22 protein-coding genes and 1 riboswitch are annotated in these 24,740 nt (G+C 73.8%); of the genes, 7 read left to right on the forward strand and 15 right to left on the reverse strand.

Annotated elements, in window-relative coordinates; translation table 11 throughout:
- Positions 1–2,052, forward strand: coding sequence for a DHA2 family efflux MFS transporter permease subunit (locus ACFWJB_RS14100; RefSeq protein WP_385473101.1), 2,052 nt, complete (start codon positions 1–3; stop codon positions 2,050–2,052).
- A 6-nt stretch (positions 2,053–2,058) separates the two neighbouring features.
- On the opposite strand, the gene ACFWJB_RS14105 is transcribed toward ACFWJB_RS14100, so the two are convergent.
- Positions 2,059–2,550: a GNAT family N-acetyltransferase gene (locus ACFWJB_RS14105; RefSeq protein ID WP_386922355.1), complete on the reverse strand. Its 492-nt coding sequence runs from the start codon at positions 2,548–2,550 to the stop codon at positions 2,059–2,061.
- 160 nt (positions 2,551–2,710) lie between these two features.
- Between ACFWJB_RS14105 and ACFWJB_RS14110 the strand changes: the two genes are divergently transcribed.
- Positions 2,711–3,376 carry a hypothetical protein gene (locus ACFWJB_RS14110; RefSeq protein ID WP_385473107.1) on the forward strand — a complete coding sequence of 222 codons (666 nt, stop codon included), beginning with the start codon at positions 2,711–2,713 and terminating at the stop codon, positions 3,374–3,376.
- Positions 3,377–3,381: 5 nt separating this feature from the next.
- Complete coding sequence (locus ACFWJB_RS14115) at positions 3,382–4,149, forward strand: hypothetical protein (protein WP_385473110.1); 768 nt, start codon at positions 3,382–3,384, stop codon at positions 4,147–4,149.
- Between the two features lie 10 nt (positions 4,150–4,159).
- On the opposite strand, the gene ACFWJB_RS14120 is transcribed toward ACFWJB_RS14115, so the two are convergent.
- Positions 4,160–4,567, reverse strand: a complete 408-nt coding sequence (locus ACFWJB_RS14120) for a DUF1992 domain-containing protein (RefSeq protein ID WP_386922357.1) — start codon at positions 4,565–4,567, stop codon at positions 4,160–4,162.
- Positions 4,568–4,659: 92 nt separating this feature from the next.
- Here ACFWJB_RS14120 and ACFWJB_RS14125 point away from each other — a divergent pair, with 92 nt between their 5' ends.
- Positions 4,660–5,052 (forward strand): hypothetical protein, encoded by a 393-nt coding sequence (locus ACFWJB_RS14125; RefSeq protein WP_385473116.1) that lies wholly within the window; start codon positions 4,660–4,662, stop codon positions 5,050–5,052.
- 16 nt (positions 5,053–5,068) lie between these two features.
- Here ACFWJB_RS14125 and ACFWJB_RS14130 read toward each other — a convergent pair whose 3' ends face one another.
- Both ACFWJB_RS14130 and proP read right to left on the reverse strand, forming a co-directional pair.
- Positions 5,069–5,740 carry an O-methyltransferase gene (locus tag ACFWJB_RS14130; protein WP_386922359.1) on the reverse strand — a complete coding sequence of 224 codons (672 nt, stop codon included), beginning with the start codon at positions 5,738–5,740 and terminating at the stop codon, positions 5,069–5,071.
- 144 nt (positions 5,741–5,884) lie between these two features.
- The gene (proP, locus tag ACFWJB_RS14135; protein ID WP_385467854.1) at positions 5,885–7,282 is read right to left on the reverse strand and encodes a glycine betaine/L-proline transporter ProP; all 1,398 of its coding nucleotides are present in this window, start codon (positions 7,280–7,282) and stop codon (positions 5,885–5,887) included.
- Between the two features lie 475 nt (positions 7,283–7,757).
- On the opposite strand from proP, the gene ACFWJB_RS14140 reads away from it, so the two are divergent.
- Positions 7,758–9,857, forward strand: a complete 2,100-nt coding sequence (locus tag ACFWJB_RS14140; RefSeq protein ID WP_385467857.1) for a bifunctional glycosyltransferase 87/phosphatase PAP2 family protein — start codon at positions 7,758–7,760, stop codon at positions 9,855–9,857.
- On the opposite strand, the gene ACFWJB_RS14145 is transcribed toward ACFWJB_RS14140, so the two are convergent.
- The 4 genes from ACFWJB_RS14145 to ACFWJB_RS14160 all read right to left on the reverse strand — a co-directional run bounded on the left by ACFWJB_RS14145 (position 9,811) and on the right by ACFWJB_RS14160 (position 14,215).
- Positions 9,811–11,448, reverse strand: a complete 1,638-nt coding sequence (locus ACFWJB_RS14145; protein ID WP_386922362.1) for a hypothetical protein — start codon at positions 11,446–11,448, stop codon at positions 9,811–9,813. The genes ACFWJB_RS14140 and ACFWJB_RS14145 overlap by 47 nt on opposite strands.
- Before the next feature lie 218 nt (positions 11,449–11,666).
- Positions 11,667–12,803: a hypothetical protein gene (locus ACFWJB_RS14150; RefSeq protein WP_386922364.1), complete on the reverse strand. Its 1,137-nt coding sequence runs from the start codon at positions 12,801–12,803 to the stop codon at positions 11,667–11,669.
- Positions 12,804–12,902: 99 nt separating this feature from the next.
- Positions 12,903–13,625, reverse strand: a complete 723-nt coding sequence (locus tag ACFWJB_RS14155; protein ID WP_386922366.1) for an isochorismatase family protein — start codon at positions 13,623–13,625, stop codon at positions 12,903–12,905.
- Positions 13,625–14,215: an isochorismatase family protein gene (locus tag ACFWJB_RS14160; protein WP_385467869.1), complete on the reverse strand. Its 591-nt coding sequence runs from the start codon at positions 14,213–14,215 to the stop codon at positions 13,625–13,627. The genes ACFWJB_RS14155 and ACFWJB_RS14160 overlap by 1 nt, the downstream gene beginning before the upstream one ends.
- 147 nt (positions 14,216–14,362) lie before the next feature.
- Here ACFWJB_RS14160 and ACFWJB_RS14165 point away from each other — a divergent pair, with 147 nt between their 5' ends.
- Positions 14,363–15,364, forward strand: a complete 1,002-nt coding sequence (locus tag ACFWJB_RS14165) for a GlxA family transcriptional regulator (protein ID WP_385467872.1) — start codon at positions 14,363–14,365, stop codon at positions 15,362–15,364.
- 191 nt (positions 15,365–15,555) lie between these two features.
- Here the strand turns inward: ACFWJB_RS14165 and ACFWJB_RS14170 are convergent, their stop codons facing one another.
- The 6 genes from ACFWJB_RS14170 to ACFWJB_RS14195 all read right to left on the reverse strand — a co-directional run bounded on the left by ACFWJB_RS14170 (position 15,556) and on the right by ACFWJB_RS14195 (position 22,983).
- Positions 15,556–17,106, reverse strand: a complete 1,551-nt coding sequence (locus ACFWJB_RS14170; protein WP_386922368.1) for a serine/threonine-protein kinase — start codon at positions 17,104–17,106, stop codon at positions 15,556–15,558.
- 89 nt (positions 17,107–17,195) lie between these two features.
- A complete protein-coding gene (locus ACFWJB_RS14175; RefSeq protein WP_386922370.1) occupies positions 17,196–18,020 on the reverse strand; it encodes an ECF transporter S component in 825 nt (274 codons plus the stop codon).
- A complete protein-coding gene (locus tag ACFWJB_RS14180; RefSeq protein WP_386922372.1) occupies positions 18,017–19,693 on the reverse strand; it encodes an ABC transporter ATP-binding protein in 1,677 nt (558 codons plus the stop codon). Before ACFWJB_RS14180 ends, ACFWJB_RS14175 begins: the two co-directional genes overlap by 4 nt.
- Positions 19,690–20,898 carry an energy-coupling factor transporter transmembrane component T gene (locus ACFWJB_RS14185; RefSeq protein ID WP_386922374.1) on the reverse strand — a complete coding sequence of 403 codons (1,209 nt, stop codon included), beginning with the start codon at positions 20,896–20,898 and terminating at the stop codon, positions 19,690–19,692. Before ACFWJB_RS14185 ends, ACFWJB_RS14180 begins: the two co-directional genes overlap by 4 nt.
- A gap of 169 nt (positions 20,899–21,067) precedes the next feature.
- A complete protein-coding gene (locus ACFWJB_RS14190) occupies positions 21,068–21,727 on the reverse strand; it encodes an SCO2322 family protein (protein ID WP_386922376.1) in 660 nt (219 codons plus the stop codon).
- Positions 21,724–22,983, reverse strand: a complete 1,260-nt coding sequence (locus tag ACFWJB_RS14195; RefSeq protein WP_386922378.1) for a prenyltransferase/squalene oxidase repeat-containing protein — start codon at positions 22,981–22,983, stop codon at positions 21,724–21,726. Before ACFWJB_RS14195 ends, ACFWJB_RS14190 begins: the two co-directional genes overlap by 4 nt.
- A 130-nt stretch (positions 22,984–23,113) precedes the next feature.
- Positions 23,114–23,187: riboswitch (cobalamin riboswitch) on the reverse strand.
- A 100-nt stretch (positions 23,188–23,287) separates the two neighbouring features.
- Between ACFWJB_RS14195 and ACFWJB_RS14200 the strand changes: the two genes are divergently transcribed.
- Entirely contained in the window at positions 23,288–23,962 is a 675-nt protein-coding gene (locus tag ACFWJB_RS14200) for a phosphotransferase (protein ID WP_385467894.1), read from the forward strand.
- Positions 23,963–23,999: 37 nt separating this feature from the next.
- Here the strand turns inward: ACFWJB_RS14200 and ACFWJB_RS14205 are convergent, their stop codons facing one another.
- Positions 24,000–24,656, reverse strand: coding sequence for a TetR family transcriptional regulator (locus ACFWJB_RS14205; protein ID WP_385467926.1), 657 nt, complete (start codon positions 24,654–24,656; stop codon positions 24,000–24,002).
- Positions 24,657–24,740 lie beyond the last annotated feature (84 nt).

Consider the following 24,740-nt stretch of genomic DNA (forward strand, 5'->3'; position numbering starts at 1 on the left):
ATGGCAGCGGATGTGCGCGAAGCGACGGAGGCGGCAGGGCCCGAGGACCGCGAACAGGTCTCCCGCGGCGTCCTGGTGTCGATCGGGGCCCTGCTCCTCGGCATGCTGCTCGCCGCCCTCGACCAGACCATCGTGTCGACGGCGCTGCCCACCATCGTCAGCGACCTGGGCGGGCTGGAGCACCTGTCCTGGGTGGTCACCGCGTACCTGCTGGCCGCGACCGCCGCGACCCCCCTGTGGGGCAAGCTGGGCGACCAGTACGGCCGCAAGCGGCTGTTCCAGACGGCGATCGTGATCTTCCTGGTGGGCTCCGCGCTGTGCGGCGTCGCGCAGAGCATGTCCGGGCTGATCGCCTTCCGCGCCCTTCAGGGGCTGGGCGGCGGCGGCCTGATGGTGCTGTCGATGGCGATCGTCGGCGACCTGGTGTCCCCCCGGGAACGCGGGCGCTACCAGGGCCTGTTCGGTGCCGTGTTCGGCGCGACCAGCGTGCTGGGGCCGCTGCTCGGCGGGGTCTTCACCCAGCATCTGAGCTGGCGCTGGGTGTTCTACATCAACCTGCCCGTCGGCATCGTCGCGCTCGCCGTGATCGCGGCGGTGCTGCACATCCCGCGCCGCACCACCCGGCACGTCATCGACTACCTGGGCACCCTGCTCATCGCCTCCGTCGCCACCTGCCTGGTGCTGGTCGCCTCGCTCGGCGGCACGACCTGGGCGTGGGGATCGCCGCAGATCGTCGGGCTGGCGGTGCTGGGCGTCGTGCTGGCCGTGGTGTTCGTGGCGGTGGAACGCCGGGCCGCGGAGCCCGTCCTGCCCCTCAAGCTCTTCCGCGTCCGCACCTTCACGCTCTCCGCCGTCATCAGTTTCATCGTCGGCTTCGCGATGTTCGGCGCGATGACCTACCTGCCCACGTTCCTCCAGGTCGTGCGGGGGGTCACCCCGACCATGTCCGGTGTGCACATGCTGCCGATGGTGGTCGGCGTGCTGCTGGCCTCGACCGGCTCCGGGCAGATCGTCAGCCGCACCGGGCGCTGGAAGGTGTTCCCCGTCGCGGGCACGGCCGTCACCGCCTTCGGCCTGGTCCTGCTGCACCGGCTCGACGAGAACAGCTCGACCGCCGAGATGAGCGTCTACTTCTTCGTCTTCGGAGTGGGCCTCGGCCTGGTGATGCAGGTCCTCGTCCTCATCGTGCAGAACGCCGTGGCGTACGAGGACCTGGGCGTGGCCACCTCCGGTGCCACCTTCTTCCGGTCCATCGGCGCGTCCTTCGGCGTCGCGATCTTCGGCACGGTCTTCTCCGGCCGCCTCGGCGACCGGCTCACCGACGTGCTCGGCGGCGCCACGCTGCCGCCCGGCGTCTCCGCGGACTCGCTCAAGGCGGACCCGCGCGGCATCGGCGCCCTGCCCCCCGCCCTGCGCCCGGACGTCCTGCACGCCTACGCGTCCGCCATCACGGACGTCTTCCTGTACGCCGCCCCCGTCGCCCTCCTCGGCTTCGCGCTGGCCTGGTTCCTCAAGGAGGACCGGCTGCGCGGCTCGGTCACGGCGCCCGACGGCTCGCAGACCTACGCCAGCAACCCGGTCGAACGGTCCTCGCACGACGAGGTGTGCCGTGCCCTGTCGGTGCTCGGCACCCGCGAGGGCCGCCGGGAGATCTACCGGCGGATCACCGAACGGGCGGGCTACGACCTGCTGCCCGCGGCGAGCTGGATGCTGCTGCGGGTCAGGAAGTACGGCCGGGTGGAGCCGGCCGTGCTCGCCGAGCGCAGCCCCGTTCCGCTGACCGCCGTCATGGCGGCCGCCCGCCAGGTGGAGGAGCGGCACCTCGCCGTCCGCGAGGGCCCCGACCTGATCCTTACGGACCGGGGACGCGAGTACGCCGAGCGGCTGGCGCAGGCCCGGGAGGACTCCCTGGCCGAGCTCCTCGGCGACTGGTGGGGGCCGGACCGTCCGACCGACCTGGTGCGGCTGGTGAAGGAGCTCACCGGTGAGCTGTGCGGGTCGGAGCGGGAGCGCCCGCACGACGAGCGCACCCTGCTCACCCGGTCCGCCTGAACCCCGTCAGACGGCGGCCCGGTCCAGCGGCTTCGTGAACCAGTGCTCGGCGTACGGGTCGTCCTTGTACGCCTCGGTCTCCGTGTAGCCGAGCCGCGCGTACAGGGAGCGGGCCTCGACGAGGTCGCCGCGGGTGTCGAGGACGATCCGCGCGGCGCCGAGCTCCCGCGCGGCCTCCTCCGCGGCCCCGACCAGCAGCGCGGTGCCGCCCCGGCCGCGCAGGTCCGCCCGCAGGAACACCCGGGTCAGCTCGGCGGTCGTGCCGTCCAGCAGCCGTACGCCCGCGGTGCCGGCCGGTTCACCGGCGTACCGGGCCACCAGCAGCCGGGCCAGGTCGGCGCCGGAGTGCGCGGCGATCTCCCGCTCCAGCTCGTCCGGGTCGGTGCGCCGTCCCTCGTGCAGCAGGTACCAGCGGTCGCTGACCTCCGTGTAGTACGCGCGCCACAGGGCGGCGGCGACGGGGGAGTCGTGCGGTTCCGGGGCGACGGTCCAGGTCATGACCGGCATTCTCGGGACCGGCCGCGTGGTGCGCGACCGTATTTTCCCACCGATGCGCCGTCGGCGCCTCCCGGGTGCCGTTTGAGGCGGATCTGCGCGGCAACACGAAGTGCGAACCGGCCGTCCGAGAGCCGGTGGCCCGAGAACCCGGAAGGCACACATGTCCACAGGCGTGATCATCGCTCTGATCGTGATCGTGGCGGCCGTGCTCGTTGTCGCGGCCGTCCTGGCCTCGCGCGCACGGGGCTCCCAGCACGGCGGGAACCTGAAGCGGCGCTTCGGGCCCGAGTACGACCGGGCCGTGGCCCGGCACGACGGCGACACCAAGGCCGCCGAGCGTGAACTGGCCGAGCGCGTCGAGCGGCACGGATCGCTGCGGACCAGGCAGCTCGACCCGGCCGAGCGCGAGCGCTTCGAGGCGCACTGGACGGCCGTGCAGGAGCGCTTCGTCGACTCCCCGCGCGAGGCGGTCGCCGAGGCGGACCGTCTGATCGCCGAGGTGGCCGGCGCCCGCGGCTTCCCGGACGGCGGCCAGTACGAGGAGCAGCTCGCCGCGCTGTCCGTGCACCACGCCCACCACGTCGAGGGCTACCGGCGCGTGCACCGCGTGACGCACGCGCGCGTGGACGGGGCGCAGGACAGCGGTGCGGGCACGGAGGAGATGCGCGCGTCCCTCGTCGAGGCGCGCGCCCTGTTCGAGGACCTGGTGCGCCCGTCCCGCCACGACGGCGGCCGGCACCGGACCGGGGCGGAAGGCGGCGCACCCGCACCGGCCCGCGCGCACCACTCCTGGTCGTTCAGCAAGCGTCAGCCGAAGGAGAGTTGAGCCACATGTCCGACGTGACCCGGCAGCCCGGCGGCACCCCCGCCGAACGAGACCCGCAGTTCCCCGGAGCCCACGGCGAAGCCGCCCCGGGCACCGACCGCGCCGACCGCGGAGCCGGCCCGGCGGGCGGCATCGACCCGGCACCCGGCGCACGCGCCGACCAGGCCGCCGGCCCCCGCACCGGCCACGACGGGGGCATCGGCGCCGGCCATGACGCCGGCCTCGGTACTTCCGGCCCGGCGGGCGGCGCGTACGCCGACCAGGGCGCCGGCACCCGCACCGGCCATGACGCCGGCCTCGGTGCCGGACACGACGCGGGCCTCGGCGCCACCGGCCCCGCGGGCGGCGCCACCGGCCCGGCATCCGGCACCCACGCCGGACACGACGCCGGCCTCGGTGCCCGTGTCCGCGACGGGGTCACCCCCGGCTCGGGGACCCACGGCACCGGCAACGGCGCCGGTACCCGTGCAGAGGGCGCCGTGGACGGGCACGGGCTGCTGCCGCACGAGGAGTGCGACAGGCTCGGGCAGCGGCTCCACCACGCGGTGACGGAGTTCGTCGACGCCCCGCGTGCCTCGGTCGAGGAGGCCGACCGCGTCCTGGAGGAGCTCGCCGCCCGCTTCACGGACGCCGTGACGCACCGCCGCCGCGCCCTGCGCACCTCCTGGCACGACGCCGGCGAGGAGACCCGCGCGACGAGCACCGACACCGAACAGCTCCGTCTGGCCCTGCGGGACTACCGCGAGCTGGCCGACCGCCTGATGCACGTGTGACGCGCAGGCGTCACCGCTCCGCCCGGCGCTCCCGCCACCGGCCCACGACCTCTTCGACGTCGTAGGGCTTGAGACCCAGCGGGGGCCCGGGCGGTGGCTTGAACATGACGTCACGGATCTTGGCGTTGATCTGCTCGACGATCCTGCGGGCGGCCCCCTCCGTCGGGGCGTCCACCGCCGCCAGAAGCGCGTCCTCCGCCTCCTTGCGCAGGGCCAGCGTCGGCGGCAGCACGGAGAGGCCCTCGCGGGCCATCTTCCGCTTGACCCACCACAGTTCGTCGTACGGGGTCTCCACGTCGCTCGGGAGCGGTTTCCCCGCCCCCGGCAACCGGTCGAACTCGCCGCGCGCGTCCGCGTCGCGGATCTGCTTGTCGACCCAGGACTCGAAGTCGACGCCGGGTGGCTTTCGCTCGGTCATGACCCCATTGTGCCGGACACCACACCACCGGCCGATCTATCATGCGGCGGCGACCAGCCAACGCCCAGCCGGGACGTCTCGAAGGAGCGCACGTGCTCGAACTCACCATGGCCGCCGTCGCCGCGGCCGACGCGGGCGCCACCGCCGGTATGCAGATGGCCGACGCGCCCAGCGAACCGGGCGCGGTGCTGCGGGTGGGCCGGGACCGGTCCGTGTGCCGGCTGTCGACGCCGGACGACTGGCTGTTCGTCTCCCGGGTCCACCTGGAGTTCCGGTGCGGCTCCGACGGCACCTGGCAGCTCACCTGGCTGCGCGGCTCGCAGCCGGACCCGTCCTCCGAGGTCCGGCTCACCGCCGGCGCGCACACGCAGCCCCTCGTCTACGGCGGCACCGTGGCGCTGCCCAGGGGCGGCAGCGGCGAGATCGTCGTCCAGGACCGCACCGGGCCGCGCAGCGTGAACGTCGGCTTCTACCACGAGGTGTAGGCCGCCGCCCGGCCGCTCAGGCCAGTACGCGGGCCAGCGCGAAGCCGTCGTAGCCCTTGCTGCCGACGGTCTGGACCGCGGTGCCGCTCAGCCGCGGATGGCTGCCGATCATCTCGATGGCGGCGCGGGTGCCGCGCACGTCCTCGGCGTCGCTGCCGGCGTCGGCCACCCGGCCGCCGCGCACCACGTTGTCGATGACGATGAGGCTGCCGGTGCTGGTGAGCCGCAGCGCCCACTCCAGGTAGTGCGGGTTGTTGCCCTTGTCGGCGTCGATGAAGACCAGGTCGAAGGGCGGCGGGTTGTCGTCCGCGAGCTTCGGCAGCGACTCCAGCGCCGGGCCAACGCGCACGTCGACGACGGACTCCAGGCCGGCGCGGGCGATGTTGCGGAGGGCGACCTCGGCGTGCCGGGCGCTGTACTCCAGCGTGACCAGGCGGCCGTCGGCGGGCAGGGCGCGGGCCAGCCAGATCGTGCTGTAACCGGCGAGGGTGCCGATCTCCAGGATGGTGCGGGCGCCCTGGACCTGGGCGAGGAGGTGGAGGAACTTGCCCTGGGTGGGGGTGACGGCCACCGGCGGCAGCCCGGCGGCGTCACTCTCCCGGAGGGCGGCCTCCAGGGGGCCGTCCTCGGCCGCGAGATGGCCGGTGAAGTAGGCGTCGACGTCGTCCCAGAGCCGTGAGTCGCTCATGCCGGGGATGCCTCCCGTACGCGTGGTTAGCACTGCTAAATAGATGCGCTAACGAATATAGACGCGCGGGGAGGGCGTGTCCCGGAGTTGACCGGGGCCCGGCCGGGTGTGTCCCCCGGCCGGGCCCCGGTGGCCCCGGTGTGCTCAGGCGGACTCGGTGCGCTCGACCGAGGGGGCCGAGCCGGGCAGCGGGCGTCCGGCCGACTCCGTCATGAACCACACCGCCGCGCCGCCGATCACGGCCGCGGCCATCATGTAGTAGGCGGGCATCATCATGTTGCCCGTCGCCCCGATCAGCGCCGTCACCACCAGCGGCGTCGTGCCGCCGAAGAGGGACACGGAGACGTTGAAGCCGATCGACAGCGAGCCGTAGCGCACCCGCGTCGGGAACAGCGCGGGCAGGGCGGACGGCATCGACGCGGTGAAGCAGACCAGCAGCAGACCCAGCGCGGCCATGCCGAGGCCCACGGCGAGTAGGCTGCCCTGGCGGATCAGCAGCAGCGCCGGGACGGACAGCAGCAGGAAGCCGGCGCAGCCCGCCGCGATCACCGGCCGTCGCCCGACCCGGTCGGTGAGCGCGCCCGCGAACGGCTGCACGATCATCATCAGCGCCATCACGGCCAGCACGACCAGCAGTCCGTGCGTCTCGTCGTACTTCAGCTCGCTCGTCAGGTAGCTGGGCATGTACGACAGGAGCATGTAGTCGGTGACGTTGAAGACCAGCACCAGGCCGACGCACAGCAGCAGCGTCCTCCACTGCCCCGTGATCATGTCCCGCAGGGGGACGCGGGGCCGGGAGGCCTCCGCCTTCTCGACCTCGGCGGCGAACGCCGGGGTCTCCTCCAGCCGCATCCGCAGGTACAGGCCGATGATGCCCATGGGTCCGGCGATCAGGAAGGGGATGCGCCAGCCCCAGGAGGTGAGGTCGCCGTCGGACAGCAGCGCCGTCATCAGCGTCACCAGTCCCGCGCCGCCGATGTAGCCGGCGAGCGTGCCGAACTCCAGCCAGCTCCCCAGGAACCCGCGCCGCTTGTCCGGCGCGTACTCGGCGATGAAGGTGGACGCGCCCGCGTACTCGCCGCCGGTCGAGAAGCCCTGCACCAGGCGGGCCACCAGCAGCAGCACCGGCGCCCACACGCCGATCGACGCGTAGGACGGGATCAGGCCGATGGCGAACGTGCCGGCCGCCATCATGATCATCGTGACGGCGAGGACCTTCTGCCGCCCGACCCGGTCGCCGAGCGGGCCGAAGACCATGCCGCCGAGCGGCCGGACCAGGAACGCCGCGGCGAAGGCGCCGAAGGTGGAGAGGAGCTGCGCGGTGGGGTTGCCCGAGGGGAAGAAGACCTTGCCGAGCGTCACGGCGATGTAGCTGTAGACGCCGAAGTCGAACCACTCCATGGCGTTGCCGAGCGCCGCCGCCTTCACGGCGCGCTTGACCAGGGCGGGGTCGGTGGAGGTGACGCGGGCGCCGGACGCCGACGCACCGGAGCGGACCGGCTTCTCGAGGGACGGATGGGATGCGACGGTGGCAGCCGACAAAACTCCGCTCACCTACCTTTCGACGGGGACAGGGACACCGCGACCCGCACGGCGGCACTGTCGCCGGGCCGGAAGGGACCCGCGGCAACGCGCCACAGGCCGAAAAGCGACCATAGGCGCTGATGTGCCGCTTACGCCCGGTAGGCTGTTCGTTGCACAGTGCATCAATATGTCGTGCAAACAGGCACGTCTCGTCCGTACGGAGCACGCCCCGAGCCTCTGACCTGTGATGCTTCTCGCTCCGAGCGGAGCGGTGACGGACCGGCGGAGCAGGTACGGGAAGCGCCCCGGGCACGACCGCACTATCGTCATGCGGACAAAGGGCGGCCGAGGGGCCGGCCGACGACGGACGGCGGTCAGGCGGAACGGGGGTTGCCTGCGTCTCCCCCAGGGGGCGGTGCGAGCCTCATAGGGTTCGCAGGGACAGCACCGCGCACACGGGCGCGCGGACGAGCGGGGCGGGAGGCCGCGGGGCGTGGCGAATGCGGAGAGCAGTGGGCGACCGGCGGAGGCCTTCGGCGCACCGGCCGTCGCGGCGACCAGAGCACGGCTGCGCGCGGCGCGGCTGGGACTGTGGCTGGTCGCGGCCGTCCTCGCCGTACGCCAGCTGGCCGCGGTCCTCGGCACCCCGCGCGGGGAACGGCTGACGGACCTGGAGACGTGGGTCGGGGAGCACGGGGTCCTGCACGTGGAGGGCTCGCTGTACGACTCCACGCAGTTCACCGGCACCCCCTTCGTCGGCCTCGTCCTCAAGCCCTTCACCCGCGCCGCCGAACAGGCTCTCGGCTGGGGCTGGACCTTCGGCTCGCTGCTGCTGGTCGTGGCCCTCGGCCTGGTCGCCGCCCGCGCGCTGCCCCGGCCGGTGGGCCGCCGCACGGCGCTGCTGGCTGCGCCGGTCGCCGTGAGCCTGCTGATGCTCTCGCTGCCGGTGCGCAACGCGCTGTGGCTCGGCCAGACCAGCATCCTCCCCGTCCTGCTCGTCCTGCTGGGCTGCTTCACCGTCCGCGGCGAGCACGGCGAACGCGTCGGCGGCGTGCTGATCGGCGTCGCCGCGGCCTTCCAGCCGACCGTGCTCCTGTTCGTGCCCCTGCTGTGGTTCACCGACCGCGGACGGGCCGCCGTGTCCACCGCCGCCGGCTTCGCCGCCTGCACGGCGATCGCCTGGGCGGCGATGGCGCAGGACTCGTACACCTACTGGGTGCACCACCTGGCGGGCGTCGGGCTCGGCGGCGCGGCCGACGACCTCGCCAACCAGTCCCTGCACGGCGCCCTGCTGCGGCTCGGCCTCTCCGGCCCCCTGGAGATCGCCCTCTTCCTCGTCCTCGGCGCGGCCGTCGCCGCCCTCGCCCTGCGCCGGGCCGTGCGCTACGCCCGCGACGGCCAGCTCCTGCTCGCCGTCGCCGTCACCGGCTGCGCGGCCGTCGCCGTGTCGCCGACCACCTGGCAGCACCAGCTCCTGTGGGTGCTGCTCGCGGTCGTCGGCCGGGTCGGCAGGCGCGCCTCCGACCGGTACGTGTGGCCGGTCGCCGTCGTGCTGGTGATGACGCTGCCCGCCAGGATGATGCTGCCGGACATGCCGTCCCTGTACCCGCTGCGCGACAACGTCGTGCTGCTCGCGGCGCTGGCCGCGGCCGTCGCCGTGCCGTTCCTGCCCCGCACCTCGCCGTACTACGACTCCCCGGTGCCGACGAGCTACGCGGCGCCGGTCCCGGCCCGCTTCCGGCACGTCCCGCTCCTGCCCCACCTGCGCAGGGTCCTGACCCGCCCCAACCTCCTCCTGGAACTCCTCCTCATCCGGGTCACCTACGCCGCCTACTCCCAGGTCCGGCTCGCGGCGACCGGCGGCAGCAACTCGGCCGGCCGGGAGCGGGCGGAGGCGCACGGCCACCAGATCCTAGACCTCGAGCGTGTCCTGCACATCGACATCGAGCACGCGGTCAACCACGCGGTGGTGCGGATCGGCTGGCTGCGGGACTTCTTCGACTTCTACTACACGTCGTTCCACTTCTTCGTCCCGCTGACCGTGCTCGGCGTCCTGTACTGGCGCCGCCCGGTCGACTACCGCTGGGCCCGCGCCTCCCTCGGCTTCGCCACCCTGCTGGCCCTGGTCGGCTTCTGGCTGTACCCGCTGGCCCCGCCGCGCCTGATGCCGGGGCTCGGCATCATCGACACGGTGCACGGCGTGCAGGACTTCTCCAAGCCCGACTACGGCACGCTGACGGCCCTCACCAACCAGTACGCGGCGATGCCGTCGCTGCACTTCGGCTGGTCGCTGTGGTGCGGACTGGCGATCGCGGTCATCGCGCCGAAGACGTGGATGAAGGCCCTCGGCCTGCTCCACCCGCTGTTCACGGTCTCGGCGATCGTGGCGACCGGCAACCACTGGGTGCTGGACGCGGTGGGCGGCGCGCTCGTGGTCGGCGGGGGCTTCGGGCTGACGTACCTGCTCCAGGGCCCCCGGGCCCGGACGGTGACGGCAGCGGCGCAGCAGGCCCTGCCGGCTCCCACCCGTCCCCCGGCCGACGAGGTCAGCAGCGGTCCGGCGTCGTCGGCGAAGGAAGGTACGCCGAGCTGATCCGGTACTCGCCCGCCGCCGGGACGGTCAGCCGCGTGAACTCGCCGTCCCGGGTCAGGCACCCGCCGTCGGCCCGCAGCCACGGCGACCAGGCGACCTTCACGGTGACCGGGCCCGGCCGTCCCACGCGCAGCACCAGCTCGACGCCGGTGGTCGTCACGACGGTGCCGGGCGCGGAGACCAGCGGTACGGCGTCCCGCACCCGGTAGACCCGCCAGTGCTCGTCCTGCCAGACCGGCTCCAGCCACTCGGGCCGCAGCCCGGGGTCCCGTACGAGCGCCGCCTCGGCCTCGGCCGGGCCGTCCGGCCTGCCGAGCGGCAGGACGACGAGGCCGACGCCCCAGCGGTCCAGCCAGTCCCGGTAGGTGGCCGCGGAGAAGCTGCCGTCGTAGAAGAGACGGCCGCGCTCCACGTCGAGCTGCCGGTTCCAGCCGCGGGCGAGATTGACGTGCGGGGCGAGCCCGGAGGCCTCGCGGTGGTTGCGGGCGGGCACGACCTCGACCCGGGTGCGGTCGGCCCCCAGCCCGTCCAGCGCCCGCACGAGCCCGTCCGTCTCGGCGGCCCAGGCGGGCACGGCCGTGGACACCCGCAGGTCGTCGACGGTCTTCTTCCCCACCCATCCGACGGAGTAGACGAGCGCGACGACCAGGAGAGCGCTCGTGACCCGCCGCATCCGGTCCACGGTGAGCAGGGCGGCGAGCAGCGCGGCGGGCGCGAACAGTTCGACGAAGCGCTCGACGTTCGTCCCGACGGGCGAGGCGACGAGGTACGTCAGCACCGTCCCGACCGCGTACACGGCCCCGCTCCACCGCGCCACCCGCCAGGTGCGCGGCGCCAGTGCGGTGACGGCCAGCCCGAGTGCGACGGGCGGCCAGATCCGGTCCGCCGGCATCGGCTGCTCCCCGGTGAAGGGGAAGAACAGCGTGGTGAGCCCGACGACGGCGGCGGGCGGTATGAGCAGGACCAGGGCCCGCCCCCAGTCCCGCACCAGCAGGAAACCGGCCCCGACGACGGCCAGGAACAGCCCGGCCACCGGCGAGGCCATGGTGGCGAGCGCGGCGTAGGCGGCGGCGAGGGCGAGCCGCCGCTCCCGGACCAGCGGCACGCACGCGGCAAGTCCGAGGGCGACCCCCAGGGCGAAGGTCGTCCGCCCCGAGGCGACGTCGCACCACAGTGCGAGCGAGGCGAGCAGCGCGGGCCACAGCGGCCGGCGCACCCCCGCCCGCCTGATCAGCACGGCCGCCAGCCAGGTGGCGGCCAGCCCGGACGCCACGGTGACCGTGCGCACGCCGAGCGCGGCCATCAAGTAGGGGGATATGAGGCTGTAGTTGGCGGTGTGCATCCCGCCGTACCAGAACAGCCCGTACGCCGAACCGCCGTGCCGCGACGCGAAGTCCGCCCATGCCTGCTGCGCCGCGAGGTCACCGCCGCCGGTGGCGAGGTACGCCCACCACAGCCCGTACAGGGGCAGGGTGGGCAGCGTCGCCAGCAGCGGGACGCGATGCCGGTGCCAGAAGGTGCGCGGCGCGTCGTTCCGGCGTCCGTCCGCCCGCTGTTCGGGACGGGAGACGGTGAGATCGGCAGGGACCACGGTCGGGGTTTCCGTTCGGCTTCGTCAGGTGCGTCCGGTGCGGACACACGTGCGAAGACGATAATTCGAACAGAAACGTTGATCCGACCCGGGGCCGGGTCATCAGGCCCGTGCGGAGGCCCAGTCGAGGAAGGCGGCGAGGGGGTTTCGAGTGCGGGGACCCCGCCCAGTGGTGCGCGGGGGCGTCCCCCGTCCTGGAAGCGGGGGACGCCCGGTGATCACACCGTCGCGGTGTGCCCGGTGATCGGGCAGGTGCCCGCCGCCACGGCCGCGGTGAAGCCGGCCGTCCTGGCGGTGGGTGCCGTCCCGCCGATCTGCTGGAGGATCTCGTCGGAGAGGAGGTCCTCCTTGCCCTTGAGGGCGTCGGCGACCTTCAGGTCGGTGTTGAAGACCATCTCGGCGGCGACGTTGTCCTGGACGATGCGGGCCAGGTTGTCCAGGGCCACGGCGATCGGGTCCGAGGGGGTCTCCACGGTCGGCAGGTCGATCAGGTGGGTGTCCACCTTCGCCTGGTTCATGGTGCGGCGGATGATGATGGACGCCTGGTTCAGCTCGGCCGTGGTCCAGATGGACAGCACCGTGACGTAGAGGTTGCTCCACGCCGTCTCGCCGATCAGCGTGCGCCACCGCTTCATGAGGCCCTCGATGCCGGTGATCTGCGCGGTCGCGGCGAAGGTCATGTTGACGCGGATGGACGGATAGACCGTGGCGGCGAACCTGTTGTACGACACCATGTCGAACGACTGCGCGTTGACGGACGCGTCGATGAACTTGACGGCCTCGCTCAGGATCCTGTCGCAGGAGTTCTCGAGGTCGAGCGGGAGGTTGGCCGTGCCGAGCTTCGTGTACGCCGTCTGGAGCGTGGTCCGGAAGGCGGTCAGCGGAGTGATCCAGCCCTTGTCGCCCGGCGCCTTGGTGACGACCATGCCGAGGTCGTGCGGGTCGATGCGCTCGGCGTTGGGGATGTTGGGTACCTGGTCGCTGAGGTAGGAGGCGAGGATCGAGAAGAGGCCCAGGGGAACGTGGGCGATCGACTTGGCCAGCTCGAAGTACTCCGGCACCGGGTCGACGGTCTCGACCTGCTTGCCGTTGTTGATCAGCGTGAAGCGTCCGCCGACCGCGTTGTTCGAGACGACGACGACCGGGCTGAGCTGGGTGGTCAGTTCGCTCTTGAGGGCCGCGTAGTTGGCCCGCATCCTCGTGTTGACGGCGCGTATCGCGTCGCGCGCCGCCTTCTGGTCGGTCGCGGTGGTGCCGGTGGTGGCCGCCGAGGCGGTGGAGGCGGTCTGGCCCGTGAGTAACGTCGCCGCCCCGACGGCCGACGCGGTGCCCAGAAATCCTCTACGCGTTGCCATGCCCCGTTTTCCTGCTTTCTTGGGTGAGTGAAAGTGCCTTGTGGCGTGGGGGGGAACAGCGTGGGGGGAGATCAGGGTGGGGGGAGGTGGGGGGAAGTCTCAGGTCAGGGACTTCTGCGACGGGACCACGACTCCGTAGAGGTCCTGGACCGTGGCGAGTGCGGCCTCGTGGGCCTGCTGCGCGGGAATGCCGTTCGGGTTGCCCTTCAGGGGCAGCGGCCGGGTCGCGGAGGCGTCGGCCACCACGGTCGGCTTGTTGCCGTTGAGGAAGGCGCCCTGGGTGGTGAACAGCGTGCACATGTTGGTCATGAAGCCCGCGATGATGACGTTCTCGCGGCCGGCCTTCTTCACCTGCGCGGCGAGGTCGGTGCCGTGGAAGCCGTTGGGGACGCTCTTCTCGACGACGGGCTCGCCCTCGGCCGGCTCGAGCGCCGGGATGATCCGGCCCGCCTTCGACTTCAGGTCGTAGCCCTTGTCGACGATGTGGATGACCGGCGTGCCCGCCGCACGCGCCCGCTTCAGGAGAGCCGCGGCGTTGTCCACCGCCGGCTTCCAGCCGTCGAGTTCCATCACACCCTCGGTGTAGGTGTTCTGGTAGTCGACGAGGATGAGCGTCGCGTCGGAGAGCGTGGCCGGGGTCTCGTCCAGGCCGTTGAGCTTCCGCAGCGTCGTGGTGTCCTTCGCGACGTTCGCCGCGGTGGTGGCGGAGGCCGACGGCGTGCCCTTGGGGGAGGCGGCCTCGGACTCGCCGCCGCACGCGGTGGCGGTGACCGCGAGGACGGCGGCGGCACCGAGCGCGACGGCCGGGCGGAGCAGCCTCATCAGACGATCTCCTTCTGCGACGGGACGACGACGCCGTACAGGTCGGCGATGGTGGCGAGGGCGCTGGTGTGCACCTGGCGGGCGTCCACCTCGGCGCCCGCGACCGGCAGGGCACGGGTGGCGCTGGCGTCGGCCACCACGGTGGGGCGGTTGCCGCGCAGGAAGGCGCCCTGGGCGGTGAAGGCCACGCACATGTGCGTCATGAACCCGGCGATGACGAGGTCGGTCCGGCCGGCCGCGTCGACGTGCTGGTCGAGGTCCGTGCCGACGAAGGCGTTCGGGACCTTCTTGACGACGACGGGCTCGCCGTCGACGGGCGCGACGCTCGGGTGGATCTGCCCGATCTCGGCCCGGATGTCGTACGGCGTGCCCTCGCCGCCGTCGTTGACGACGTGGATGACCCTGGTGCCCGCCTCGCGGGCCCGGGCCAGCAGCTCGGCGGCGGCGTCCAGCGCCTCCCGCCAGCCGTCCAGTTCCATGACGCCGGTCGTGTAGGTGTTCTGGTAGTCGACGAGGACCAGCGTGGACTCGGCGAGCTTCGCCGGGGTCTCGTCGAAGCCGTTGAGCTCGCGCAGCGTCGTTCTGGGCATGGGGGAACCACCTGAATTCGCGTGGAGGGGGAGGCAGTTCACCGGTGCGGTGACCTGCGCCCACGACGCTACGGCCACCGCCTCGTGTCGGCAATGTCATCTAACATGCAGATACCGACATGGCAGTTGCCGAGCGTGGGGGGTTCCGTGAGCACCGTCGGACGACTGATCGTCATCGTCCTCTTCGAGGACGTCGACCTGCTCGACGTCACCGGACCACCGGAGGTGTTCTCCCTAGCGCGCCGCGAGACGGACGAGGCCGCGGGTTACGACGTGGTCCTCGCCGCGGAGACCATGGACCCGGTCACCACCGGGGCGGGGGTCCGGGTCCTGCCCGACACCACCTTCGACGCACTGGCCACGAAGAGCATCGACACCCTGATCGTGCCCGGCGCCGTCCAGGTGGACGACCAGCGCCGCGTCCACCCGCTCACCGACCCGGCGGTGGTGGAGCGAGTACGGCGACTCGCCGCCCGCACCCGGCGGGTCACCTCCGTCTGCGTCGGGGCGCACATCCTCGCCGCCGCCGGGCTCCTCGACGGCAAGCGCGCCACCACCCACTGGTCGACCGCGCGGCAGCTCGCCGCCGAGCACCCGGCCGTCGAGGTCGACGCCGACCCGATCTTCATCCGCGAGGGCGACGTGTGGACCGGCGCCGGCATCAGCGCCTGCCTCGACCTGTCGCTCGCGCTCATCGCCGACGACCTCGGCGAGGACGTCGCGCTGCGCGTGGCCCGGCAGCTCGTGATGTACCTGAAGCGGCCGAGCGGCCAGAGCCAGTTCAGCGTCCCCCTGGAGCAGGTCTCCGCGACCCGGCGCGTCGAGGACCTCCGCCACCACATCATGCGCCACATCGCCGAACCCCTCACGGTCGCGGACCTCGCCGCGTACGCCCACGTCGGCGACCGGCAGCTCACCCGGATCTTCAAGAACGAGCTCGGGACCACCCCGCACGCCTACATCGAGTCGGCCCGCGTCGAAGTGGCGCGCCACCAGCTCGAATCGACCGACGCCACCCTGGAACGGATCGCCTCCGCCTGCGGATTCGGCACCGTCGACACCCTGATCAGGGCCTTCCGCCGCCGGCTCGACACGACACCGACCGAGTACCGGCGCCGGTTCCGCACCGCACCTGCGGGGGCGCGCTGACGCCGGTCCGGCGGCGGACGCACGAAGGCGGCGGCCCCGGGGATCGGGGGGCCGCCGCCTTCGGTCCGTGGGGGCCGGATCAGTACCAGCCGTCGGCCTGCCAGAAGCTCCACGCGTCGCAACCCCGGCGGCCTTCTTGGACGTGACCGGCGTCTCGACGGAGCGGGACCGGACGGACCGCGGCCGGCCGGTCAGTGGCAGAGGTCGCTCAGGATGTCGAAGTCGCTGGTCATGCGATTGCTGACCGTGTCGTAGTACTCCCGGAGCTGGTCACCGCGCCAGGTGTCGCCGGAGGCGTTCGCGGACCCGATGTCGTTCAGGGTGGTCCTCAGCTCCTGCATGTCGTCGGCGAGATCGTTGATCGCGCCGGAGACGTCCGGGTCGTCGGCGTCCTTCGCGGCGAACTCCAGGTCGACCTCCAGATCGATCAGCTCGGCGGTGCCCGGGTCCGTCGCCTCGTTGTATTCGCTGACGCCGGACATGGCGTCCTCGCAGCCGGCCGGTGTGGTGTCCTCGGGTTCGGGTTCGGATGTGTACTCGTCCGGCTCGGGTGTGTAGTCGTCCGGCTCCGGTGTGTACTCCGGCTGCTGGGGGCTCGGGACGGCTTCGCCTCCGGCGGACGGTGTCCCGCCGGCGTCCGCCGACACGGCGGGTTCGTCCGCCGTCTGCGACTCCAGCCGGTCGAGGACCTTGCCCGGGCCGATCGCGAGCACGATCACGCCGACGACGACGGCGAGGAAGCCGAGCCAGCCGTAGCCCGAAGCGGTGCCGGAACTCGACGGGGCGTCGATCTTCTTCGTCCTCCTCGGGTCCGGAGCGCGCTTCACGGTCGTGGCCGTCGCGCTGTACTTCGCCGTGTCGTAGGCCGCCAGTGAGCCGGCCACGGTGTCGGGGAGCCAGTCGCCGGCGAGGTCGAGGGTCTCGCCCCCGGCCCCGCGGCGGGCCTGCTTCATGATCCAGTCGACGCCGGGCCGTTTCGCGGGGTCCTTGGCGAGGCAGGGCCGGACGATCTCGCGCAGCCGGGGCGGGCAGGCCTCCAGGTCCGGATCCTCGTGCAGGATGCGGTAGAAGAGCGCCTCGGTGTTGCCCTCGCCGAAGGCGGCCTGGCCCGTCGCCGCGTACGCGGCGAGGTTGCCGAGGGCGAAGACGTCGCACGGTGGTCCCGCCGAGCGGCCGCGGACCTGCTCCGGAGCCATGAACGCGGGGGTGCCGATACGGATTCCGGTGGTGGTGGCGGACGTCGCGTTCGCCGCGTGGGCGATGCCGAAGTCGATGACCCGGGGCCCGTCGTCGGCGAGGAGGATGTTCGCCGGCTTGAGGTCCCGGTGCACCAACTCGCGGGCGTGGACGGCCGCGAGGCCCTCCGCGACACCGGCGATCAGCCGGAAGACCGTGGGCAGGGGCAGGGGCCCGTGCTCGGACACGGCCTGGGCGAGCGAAGGGCCCGGCACGTAGGCGGTGGCCAGCCAGGGCGGTGTCGCCTCGCTGTCCGCGTCCACCACGGGCGCCGTGTACAGGCCCTCGACGCTCCGGGCAGCCTTGATCTCCCGTTGGAAACGGCGGCGGAACTCCGGGTCGTGTGCGTAGTCGGGCCGTACGACCTTGACGGCGAGCGGCCGGCCGCCCGGGGTGAAGGCCAGGTACACGCGTCCCATGCCGCCGGCGCCGATGAGGGCCCGTACCTCGTACCGCCCGACGGTCCTGGGATCATCGGCGTCGAGCGGAGTGAATCTGCCGGCCATCGGTACCCCCGTACTGCCACGCCCGCCATTTGGATACTGGCACTATCCCACGAACGCGGGTCCCCGGGAGGCCACTTCAGGACGTCGGGTCACTTCTTCGGCGCGTCGAAGGTGACCGGGGTCTCGAAGGCCGCCCGGCGGGTGGCGCGGCGCAGCGCCTTCAGCACCGGTGTGCCGAGCGCGAGGGTGAGCACGACCGTCATCGCGGCGCGGCCCCCGTCCCAGCCGAGGGACGTGGCCAGGCAGTACGCGAGGAAGCGGGCCAGGTTGTCGGCGACCGACGCGTCCGGGTCGAAGGCGATGTTCGAGGCGAGCGTGTTCATGAAGGTCCAGCCCGCGAGGTTCATCACCGTCCCGTAGGCGAACGCGGCCAGGAACCCGTACGCGGCGAGCAGGAGCAGCTCACCCCGGCCGCGCAGCCGGTCCGGGAAGGGCAGCAGGCCCGCGCCCATCGTGAACCAGCCCATCGACAGCATCTGGAACGGCATCCACGGCCCCACCCCGCCCGTGACCAGCGCGGACGCGAACATCGTGACCGAGCCGAGGACGAAGCCGAAGCCCGGGCCGAGGACCCGGCCGCTGAGGACCATCAGGAAGAACATCGGCTCCAGGCCGGCCGTCCCCGCGCCGATGGGGCGCAGTGCCGCCCCCGCCGCGGCCAGCACGCCGAGCATCGCCACGGCCTTGGGGCCGAGGCCCGACTCCGAGATCGTCGCCGCCACCACCGCCACCAGCAGCACCAGCACACCCGCGAACAGCCACGGCGCGTCCTGGGCGTGGGCGTTCACCGAGGCGTCCGGCGGGGCGAGGAAGGGCCAGCCGAAGCCCGCCACACCCACCGCGCTGACCAGGACCAGGGCGACGACGGAACGGGGGCCCAGGCGGACGGCGCGGGCCTGGCGCGTGCCGCTCACGACAGCGCCTCCCGCACCTGCGCCACCGTCAGCCACTTCTGCGGCGCCAGGACCTTCGCGACCTGCGGGGCGAAGGACGGGGACGCCATCACCACGTCCGCCGCCGGGCCGTCGGCGATCACCTCGCCCTCGGCGAGCAGGACGACCCGGTCGGCCAGCTCGGCGGCCAGTTCCACGTCGTGCGTGGCCAGCACGATCGCGTGGCCGTCGGCCGCGAGCGAGCGCAGGATGCCCGCCAGGCGGGCCTTCGCCGCGTAGTCCAGGCCGCGCGTCGGCTCGTCCAGGAGCAGCAGCGGCGGGCGGGCCGTCAGCACGACGGCCAGGGCGAGGGTCAGGCGCTGGCCCTCCGACAGGTCGCGGGGGTGCGTGCCGTCGGTGACGCCGGGGAGCAGCTCCGTCAGCAGCGCGCGGCAGGTGCCGGGCGCCGCGTCCGCGTCCCGGTCGGCGGCCGCGCACTCGGCGGCGACCGTGTCCGCGTACAGCAGGTCGCGCGGCTCCTGCGGGACGAGACCGACCCGGCGGACGAGCTCGCGCGGGGCCGTGCGGTGCGGCACGGCGCCGCCGGCGCGGACCGAACCGGCGGACGGTTCCACGAGGCCGACGAGCGCCGAGAGGAGGGTGGACTTCCCGGCGCCGTTGCGGCCCATGAGGGCGACCGTCTCGCCGGGGGAGACGGCGAGGCCGACGTCGCGCAGCGCCTGGACGCGGCCGCGCCGGACGGCGAGGGAACGGACCTCGGCGGCGTACGGGGAGGGGGTGGCGTCCGGGGCCTTCCGGCGGCGGGGCCACCGGGGGGCGGGCGCGGGCCGGGGCGCCGGGAGCGCGGAGCCCGCGGGCGTGCGTTCCGGGGGCCGCCGGCCGTCCAGCCGCTCCCGCAGCGGGGCCGCGCGGCGGCGGGCGTCCCGGACCGTCAGCGGCAGCGGGGACCAGCCGGCCAGCCGGCCCAGGTCCACCACCGGCGGACACACCGGGGACACGGCCATCACCTCCGCCGGGGAGCCGATGACCGGCGCGGCGCCCGGGGACGGCAGCAGGACGACCTGGTCGGCGTACTGCACGACGCGTTCCAGGCGGTGCTCGGCCATCAGGACCGTCGTGCCGAGGTCGTGGACCAGGCGCTGGAGCACCGCCAGGACCTCCTCCGCGGCGGCCGGGTCCAGGGCGGAGGTCGGCTCGTCCAGGACCAGGACGGCGGGGTGCGGGGTGAGGACCGAGCCGATGGCGACGCGCTGCTGCTGGCCGCCGGAGAGCGTGGCGATGGGGCGGGCGCGCAGGCCGGACAGGCCCAGCAGGTCGAGGGTCTCCTCGACCCGGCGGCGCATCACGTCCGGGGCGAGGCCCAGGGACTCCATGCCGTAGGCGAGCTCGTCCTCGACGGTGTCCGTCACGAAGTGGGACAGCGGGTCCTGGCCGACCGTGCCGACCACGTCGGCGAGTTCGCGCGGCTTGTGCGTGCGGGTGTCGCGGCCGGCCACGGTGACCCGGCCGCTCAGGGTGCCGCCGGTGAAGTGCGGCACGAGGCCGCCGACCGCGCCGAGCACGGTCGACTTGCCGACGCCCGACGGGCCGGCCAGCAGGACGAGTTCGCCCTCGGGGACCTCGAAGTCCACGCCTTGGACGGTCGGTTCGGCGACTCCGTCGTACGTCACGGAGACATCCTCGAAGCGGATCACGACGGCTCCTCGACGGGTGCGGGTACGGGTGCGGAGGCGGGCTCGGGGGCGGGGGTGACGAACGCCGGGAGCAGACCGACGAGCACCGCCGCCGCCGGCCACAGCGGGAGCGACGGCGCGACCAGGGGGACCACGCCGGGATGCAGCGCCGCCGGGTCGACGGACGCGGCCACGGACATCAGGGCCGCGACGGCCACGCCGGAGGCGGTGACCAGCCAGGCGCGGGCGTCCCAGCGGTCGGGGCGGTAACGGGTGCGCGGGGACCGGCGGCCGCCGAGCCACAGTCCCCCGAGCGCGGCGGCGAGCCCGGCGACGAGGACCGGGACGCCGTACGTGCCGCCGGCGGCGGTCAGCACGCCGTACGTCCCCGCGCAGACGCCGAGCAGTCCGCCCAGGGTGAGGGCGGCGGTGGTACGGCGTACGGCGGCGGGGACCTCGGCGGTACGGCCGTAGCCGCGGGCGTCCATCGCGGCGGCGAGGGCGACGGAGCGCTCCAGGGCGCCCTCCAGCACCGGCAGTCCGACCTGGAGCAGGCCGCGTACGCCCTTGTCGGGCCGGCCCCTGAGGCGGCGGGCGGCACGCAGGCGGTGGACGTCGGCGACGAGGTTCGGGGCGAAGGTCAGGGCGACGACGACGGCCACGCCCATCTCGTACAGGGCGCCGGGGAGGGACTTGAGGAGGCGGGAGGGGTTGGCGAGGGCGTTCGCGGCGCCGACGCAGACGAGGAGGGCGGCGAGCTTCATCGCGTCGTACAGGGCGAAGGCGAGGCCCTCGGCGGTGACGCGGCCACCGAGGCGGATGCCCTGCGCCCAGTGGGGGAGGGGGACTTCGGGGAGGGTGACCAGGGTGTGGGTGCCGGGGATGGGGGAGCCGAGGACGGTGGTGAAGGCGAGGCGGATGAGGAGGACGGCGAGGGCGAGCTTGACGAAGGCGCCGTAGGAGCGGGACGAGGGGGCGTGGGGGCGGCGGGCGATGACGACGTAGGCGGAGACGGCGACGAGGAGGGCGAGGAGGAGGGGGTTGGTGGTGCGGGTGGCGGCGGTGCCGAGGGCGAGGGCCCAGAGCCACCAGGCGCCGGGGTGGAGCTGCGCGGTGCGCTGGTGGCGGGGGGTGGGTGCGCCGGGCGTCCGGCGCGGGGTGGGGGTGCGCCGGCGCCAGGGGGTGGGGGCGCTCGCCCGCGCTGACAGGGTGCCGCCTGCGCCCACCCTCCCCCGCTCTCGGCTTCGCTCGAGCGGGGGGACCCCCATCGCCCCAGCGGCACGACTGCCCGCAGGCTGGGCGGCGCGACTGCCCGCAGGCTGGGCGGCGCGACTGCCCGGAGGCTGGGTGGGCTGGGCGGCGCGGCTGTCCGCAGGGTGGCTGGGGTTTGTCGGGTCAGGAGTCGGCATTTCTGCGCCGCCTCGACTGCCAGGCCGCTGCCGCGGCCAGGGCCGCGACGATCGCCATGCCCGTGACGAGGCCGGCCGACGGACCGCCGTCGTCCTCCTGCTCGGACTTCTGCCCGGGGGCCGCGGTCGTCGTCGGGTCCTGCTTCCGCGACGACACCTGCTCCCCGCACCCCGCCCCCGGGTAGCCCGCGATGGCGCAGAGCAGGGCGTTGGTGTCGTAGCGCAGGGGACCCGCCACGGCGGCCAGGGCGTCGGCCGTCGTGGCGTCGGCGGCGACGCGCGCACAGGCCGTACGGCCCGCGGGCGGGGTCTCGCCGGACGGGGCGTCGGACGCCGTACCGAAGTCCAGGACGAGCGCCACCCGCTTGCTGCCTTCCTCCGCGGGCGTCTTCGCGCAGATCGCCGCGAAGTCCGCCGTGCCGCGCGGCTGGGCCGCGTCGCCGGAGTCCTCGCTCACCGAGAAGCGGAAGCCCTGCACGTCGCCGTCGGAGGGGCGGGCCGTCGAGGGGCCCTGGGTGGCGTACGTCCACTCGTCGCCGGCACGGTCCCAGAAGGACCAGTACCGGTAGCCGGTGGCCTGCGCCGGGCCCGCGCCCGCGACGATCACGAGCGCGGCCAGCAGCAGGAGCGCCAGGCGGCGTATCACGGCTGCTGCTTCCGGTTGCGGCCGCTGATGAAGATGCCGATGCCGATGCCGAAGACGAGGCAGACGCCGACGAACCACCAGACGCCGAACGGGGAGTCGTCCTTCCCGTCCTTCTCGTCCTTCTGCTCGTCCTTCCCGGACTGGCCGGTGGCCCCGTCGCTCACCTTGACCCCGCTCGGGGCCGGACCCGTGGCGTTGAGCCGCTCCACCAGGTCGGTGCCGCCGAAGGAGCGCGGGTCGGTGCCCGTGGCGTGGGCGGCGAGGACGAGCTGCGCGTAGGCGGCGGGCCCGCTCTGCGCGGCCCAGGCCGCGGCGTTCTTCTCCAGCCAGGCCAGCGGCTTCGCGGCACTCTCCGCCCCGCCCTGCGCGGCGAGCGCGACGACGGCGTCGGCGGTGTTGCCGTAGTCGGGCTGGGGGTCCGCGCCGGCGAGGGCGGAGGTCAGGTGGCCGTCCTTGGCGACGGTCCGCGCGAGGTGGGCGGCGCCGTTCGCGGCGGCCTGCTCCCGGGTGGGCCGGTCCGCGCCGGCGCAGCCGGTGGCGCCGCCCGCCGCCTTGCCCGGCTCGGCGACCAGGCCCTTGCCGAGCGCGCCGAGGACACCGGCGGCGGTCGCGTCGTCGTTCGCGAGGAGCTTGCCGTCCTTCTCGGGCTGGTAGGCGAAGGCCCCCGCGCCCTCGCCGCCGGAGCAGGGCAGGGCGAACGTCAGCAGGGCGTCGTAGGGCGACTTGCCGCCCTTCGTGACGTCCTCCGGCTTGGTGCCGGTGGCCGTCAGGGCGCCGATGACCACGGAGGTGGAGTTGGCGTCGCTGGGGCCGCCCGGGCTGTAACCCCAGCCGCCGTCCTTGTTCTGCACGGACTTCAGCCAGGCCAGGGCGTCCTCGACGACGTCACCGCGCCCGCCGACGGCCCACAGGGCCTGGACGGCGGCGGCCGTGCTGTTGGTGTCGACCATGGTCTTGGCGTCGCACGGCTTGCCGGTGTCGGCCCGGTAGGGCGCGAAGGCGCCGTTGCCGCACTGCTGCCCGGCGAGCCAGTCCACGGCCTTCGTGGCCGGGATCACGCCCGCGGTGTCCTGGGCGAGCAGCGCGAGCGACTGGCGCCAGACCCCGTCGTACTGCGGGTCGGCGGTGCCGTACAGCCCGGCGGGCGTGGTCGCGGAGGCGGACGGTGACGGGTCGGCGGCGACCGCGGGCGCGGCGGCGGCGCCGAGCACGGCTATGGCGGCCAGAGCCGCGGCGCTGCGACGGCGGACGTTCATGATCGGCGGGTGCCTTTCCCTGTGCGGGACCGGACAGCACGGGGCACCCCCGGCGGCTCGGCCCCGTATGCCTCGACGGTGCCCGTGCACGGCGGGCGCCGGGCACGTGAGCCGGTCACAGTTCCGCCCGGGGCGATCCGGCTCACCGCCCGGGACGGACGGCTCACGGTTGCGGGTCAGCGCCGGAATTGCACCGGCTTCCCCCCGTACGGGTGTGATGACGACGCCGCCACTTTACCCGCCCGTAAGAAGGCGGGCCGAGGGCGGTCGCGGGGGACGGGAGGGCCTCCAGTACCTTCCCGTCATGCCACTGGGGAGACTGCTCGGTTCCGGGCGCACGGCCGACGTGTACGAGATCGACGAGGCGTGGGTGCTGCGCCGCGACCGGGAGGGCATCGGCGACGCCGTGGCCGAGGGCACGGTGATGGAGCACGTGCGCGCGCACGGCTACCCGGTGCCCCGGGTGCGGCCCGGCGGTCCGGGAGCGCCGCGGACCGATCTGGTGATGGAGCGGCTGTCCGGGCCGACCATGCTGCGGGCGTGCCTGTCGGGCTCGCCGACGCCCCGCGAGGCGGGTGCCGAACTGGCCCGGCTGCTGCGGCGGCTGCACGAGGTCCCCGCCCCCGGCTCCGCGGATCCCGGCGTCCGCGTCCTCCACCTCGACCTGCACCCGGACAACGTGATCCTCACGCCCGACGGGCCCCGGGTCATCGACTGGTCCAACGCCGAGGAGGGCGACCCCGGCCTGGACTGGGGCATGTCCGCGGTGATCCTCGCCCAGGTGGCCGCCGACCCCGACGGGCCGGTGGCCGGCCCCGCGGGGGAGATGCTGGCCGCGCTGCTCGCCGACCCCTCGGGCCTCACGCCGGACGGCCTCGCCGAGGCGCGGCGGCGGCGCGCGGCCAACCCGACCATGAGCCGGCGGGAGCGGGAGGTCCTGCCCGCCGCCGAGACGCTGATCCGCTCGCACCTGGGCTGACCCGACCGGCCCGACCCCGAAGGGCTCCCGGTCCGGTTCACCGGACCGGGGTGTTCGCCTCCCCGGCCTCCGTCAGGTCGAGCAGACGGCACACCGTGTCGATGTCCACCTTCACCTGGTCGAGGGACGCGCGGCCCGCGAGCCAGGCGATCAGGGTGGAGTGCCAGGTGTGCTCGACGACACGGACCGCGGAGAGCCGCTCGGGGGCCGGGTGGTCCGGGCCGCCCATCGCGTCCAGGATGATCGCCGTGGTCTGCCGGGAGACCTGGTCGACCTCGGGGGAGACGCTGCGGTCGGCGAAGGTGAGGGCGCGGGCCATCGCCTCGGCCAGCCGCGGCTCGCGCTGGAGGGCGCCGAAGGCCCGCATCAGGGTCTGCGCCACCCGCTCCGCCGCCGTCTCGCCGTCCGGCGGCTGCTCGCGCAGCGTCGCGTGCAGGCGCTCGAGCTGGTCCTGCATGGTCGCGACCAGCAGATGCACCTTGGACGGGAAGTAGCGGTACAGCGTGCCCAGGGCCACCTGCGAGGACTCGGCGACCTCGCGCATCTGCACCGCGTCGAAACCGCCCCGGGCGGCCAGCCGGGCGCTCGCCTGGAGGATGCGGCGACGGCGCGCCTCCTGCCGTTCCGTCAGGGGCGCGGAGGGCGGGGAGCGGCGCTCGGGTCCGGCCGCCGTTCCCGCCACCGGGTTGTCCACCTTGGTCACCTTGGTCACCTTCTTCCCCGCGCCCGGCCCGGCGGGTGTCCCGCCGGGGCCGCCGTCGTGGCGTGAATCACCTGA

This window comes from Streptomyces sp. NPDC127100 (assembly GCF_042724095.1).
In the GTDB taxonomy this organism is placed as follows: Bacteria; Actinomycetota; Actinomycetes; order Streptomycetales; family Streptomycetaceae; genus Streptomyces.

What these genes read in the sequence shown, in the direction of transcription:
- ACFWJB_RS14100 (WP_385473101.1), top strand. Translation starts at nt 1, where the DNA reads ATGGCAGCGGATGTGCGCGAAGCGACGGAGGCGGCAGGGCCCGAGGAC.
- ACFWJB_RS14105 (WP_386922355.1), bottom strand. Translation starts at nt 2,550, where the DNA reads ATGACCTGGACCGTCGCCCCGGAACCGCACGACTCCCCCGTCGCCGCC.
- ACFWJB_RS14110 (WP_385473107.1), top strand. Translation starts at nt 2,711, where the DNA reads ATGTCCACAGGCGTGATCATCGCTCTGATCGTGATCGTGGCGGCCGTG.
- ACFWJB_RS14115 (WP_385473110.1), top strand. Translation starts at nt 3,382, where the DNA reads ATGTCCGACGTGACCCGGCAGCCCGGCGGCACCCCCGCCGAACGAGAC.
- ACFWJB_RS14120 (WP_386922357.1), bottom strand. Translation starts at nt 4,567, where the DNA reads ATGACCGAGCGAAAGCCACCCGGCGTCGACTTCGAGTCCTGGGTCGAC.
- ACFWJB_RS14130 (WP_386922359.1), bottom strand. Translation starts at nt 5,740, where the DNA reads ATGAGCGACTCACGGCTCTGGGACGACGTCGACGCCTACTTCACCGGC.
- ACFWJB_RS14150 (WP_386922364.1), bottom strand. Translation starts at nt 12,803, where the DNA reads ATGGCAACGCGTAGAGGATTTCTGGGCACCGCGTCGGCCGTCGGGGCG.
- ACFWJB_RS14155 (WP_386922366.1), bottom strand. Translation starts at nt 13,625, where the DNA reads ATGAGGCTGCTCCGCCCGGCCGTCGCGCTCGGTGCCGCCGCCGTCCTC.
- ACFWJB_RS14160 (WP_385467869.1), bottom strand. Translation starts at nt 14,215, where the DNA reads ATGCCCAGAACGACGCTGCGCGAGCTCAACGGCTTCGACGAGACCCCG.
- ACFWJB_RS14170 (WP_386922368.1), bottom strand. Translation starts at nt 17,106, where the DNA reads ATGGCCGGCAGATTCACTCCGCTCGACGCCGATGATCCCAGGACCGTC.
- ACFWJB_RS14195 (WP_386922378.1), bottom strand. Translation starts at nt 22,983, where the DNA reads ATGAACGTCCGCCGTCGCAGCGCCGCGGCTCTGGCCGCCATAGCCGTG.
- ACFWJB_RS14200 (WP_385467894.1), top strand. Translation starts at nt 23,288, where the DNA reads ATGCCACTGGGGAGACTGCTCGGTTCCGGGCGCACGGCCGACGTGTAC.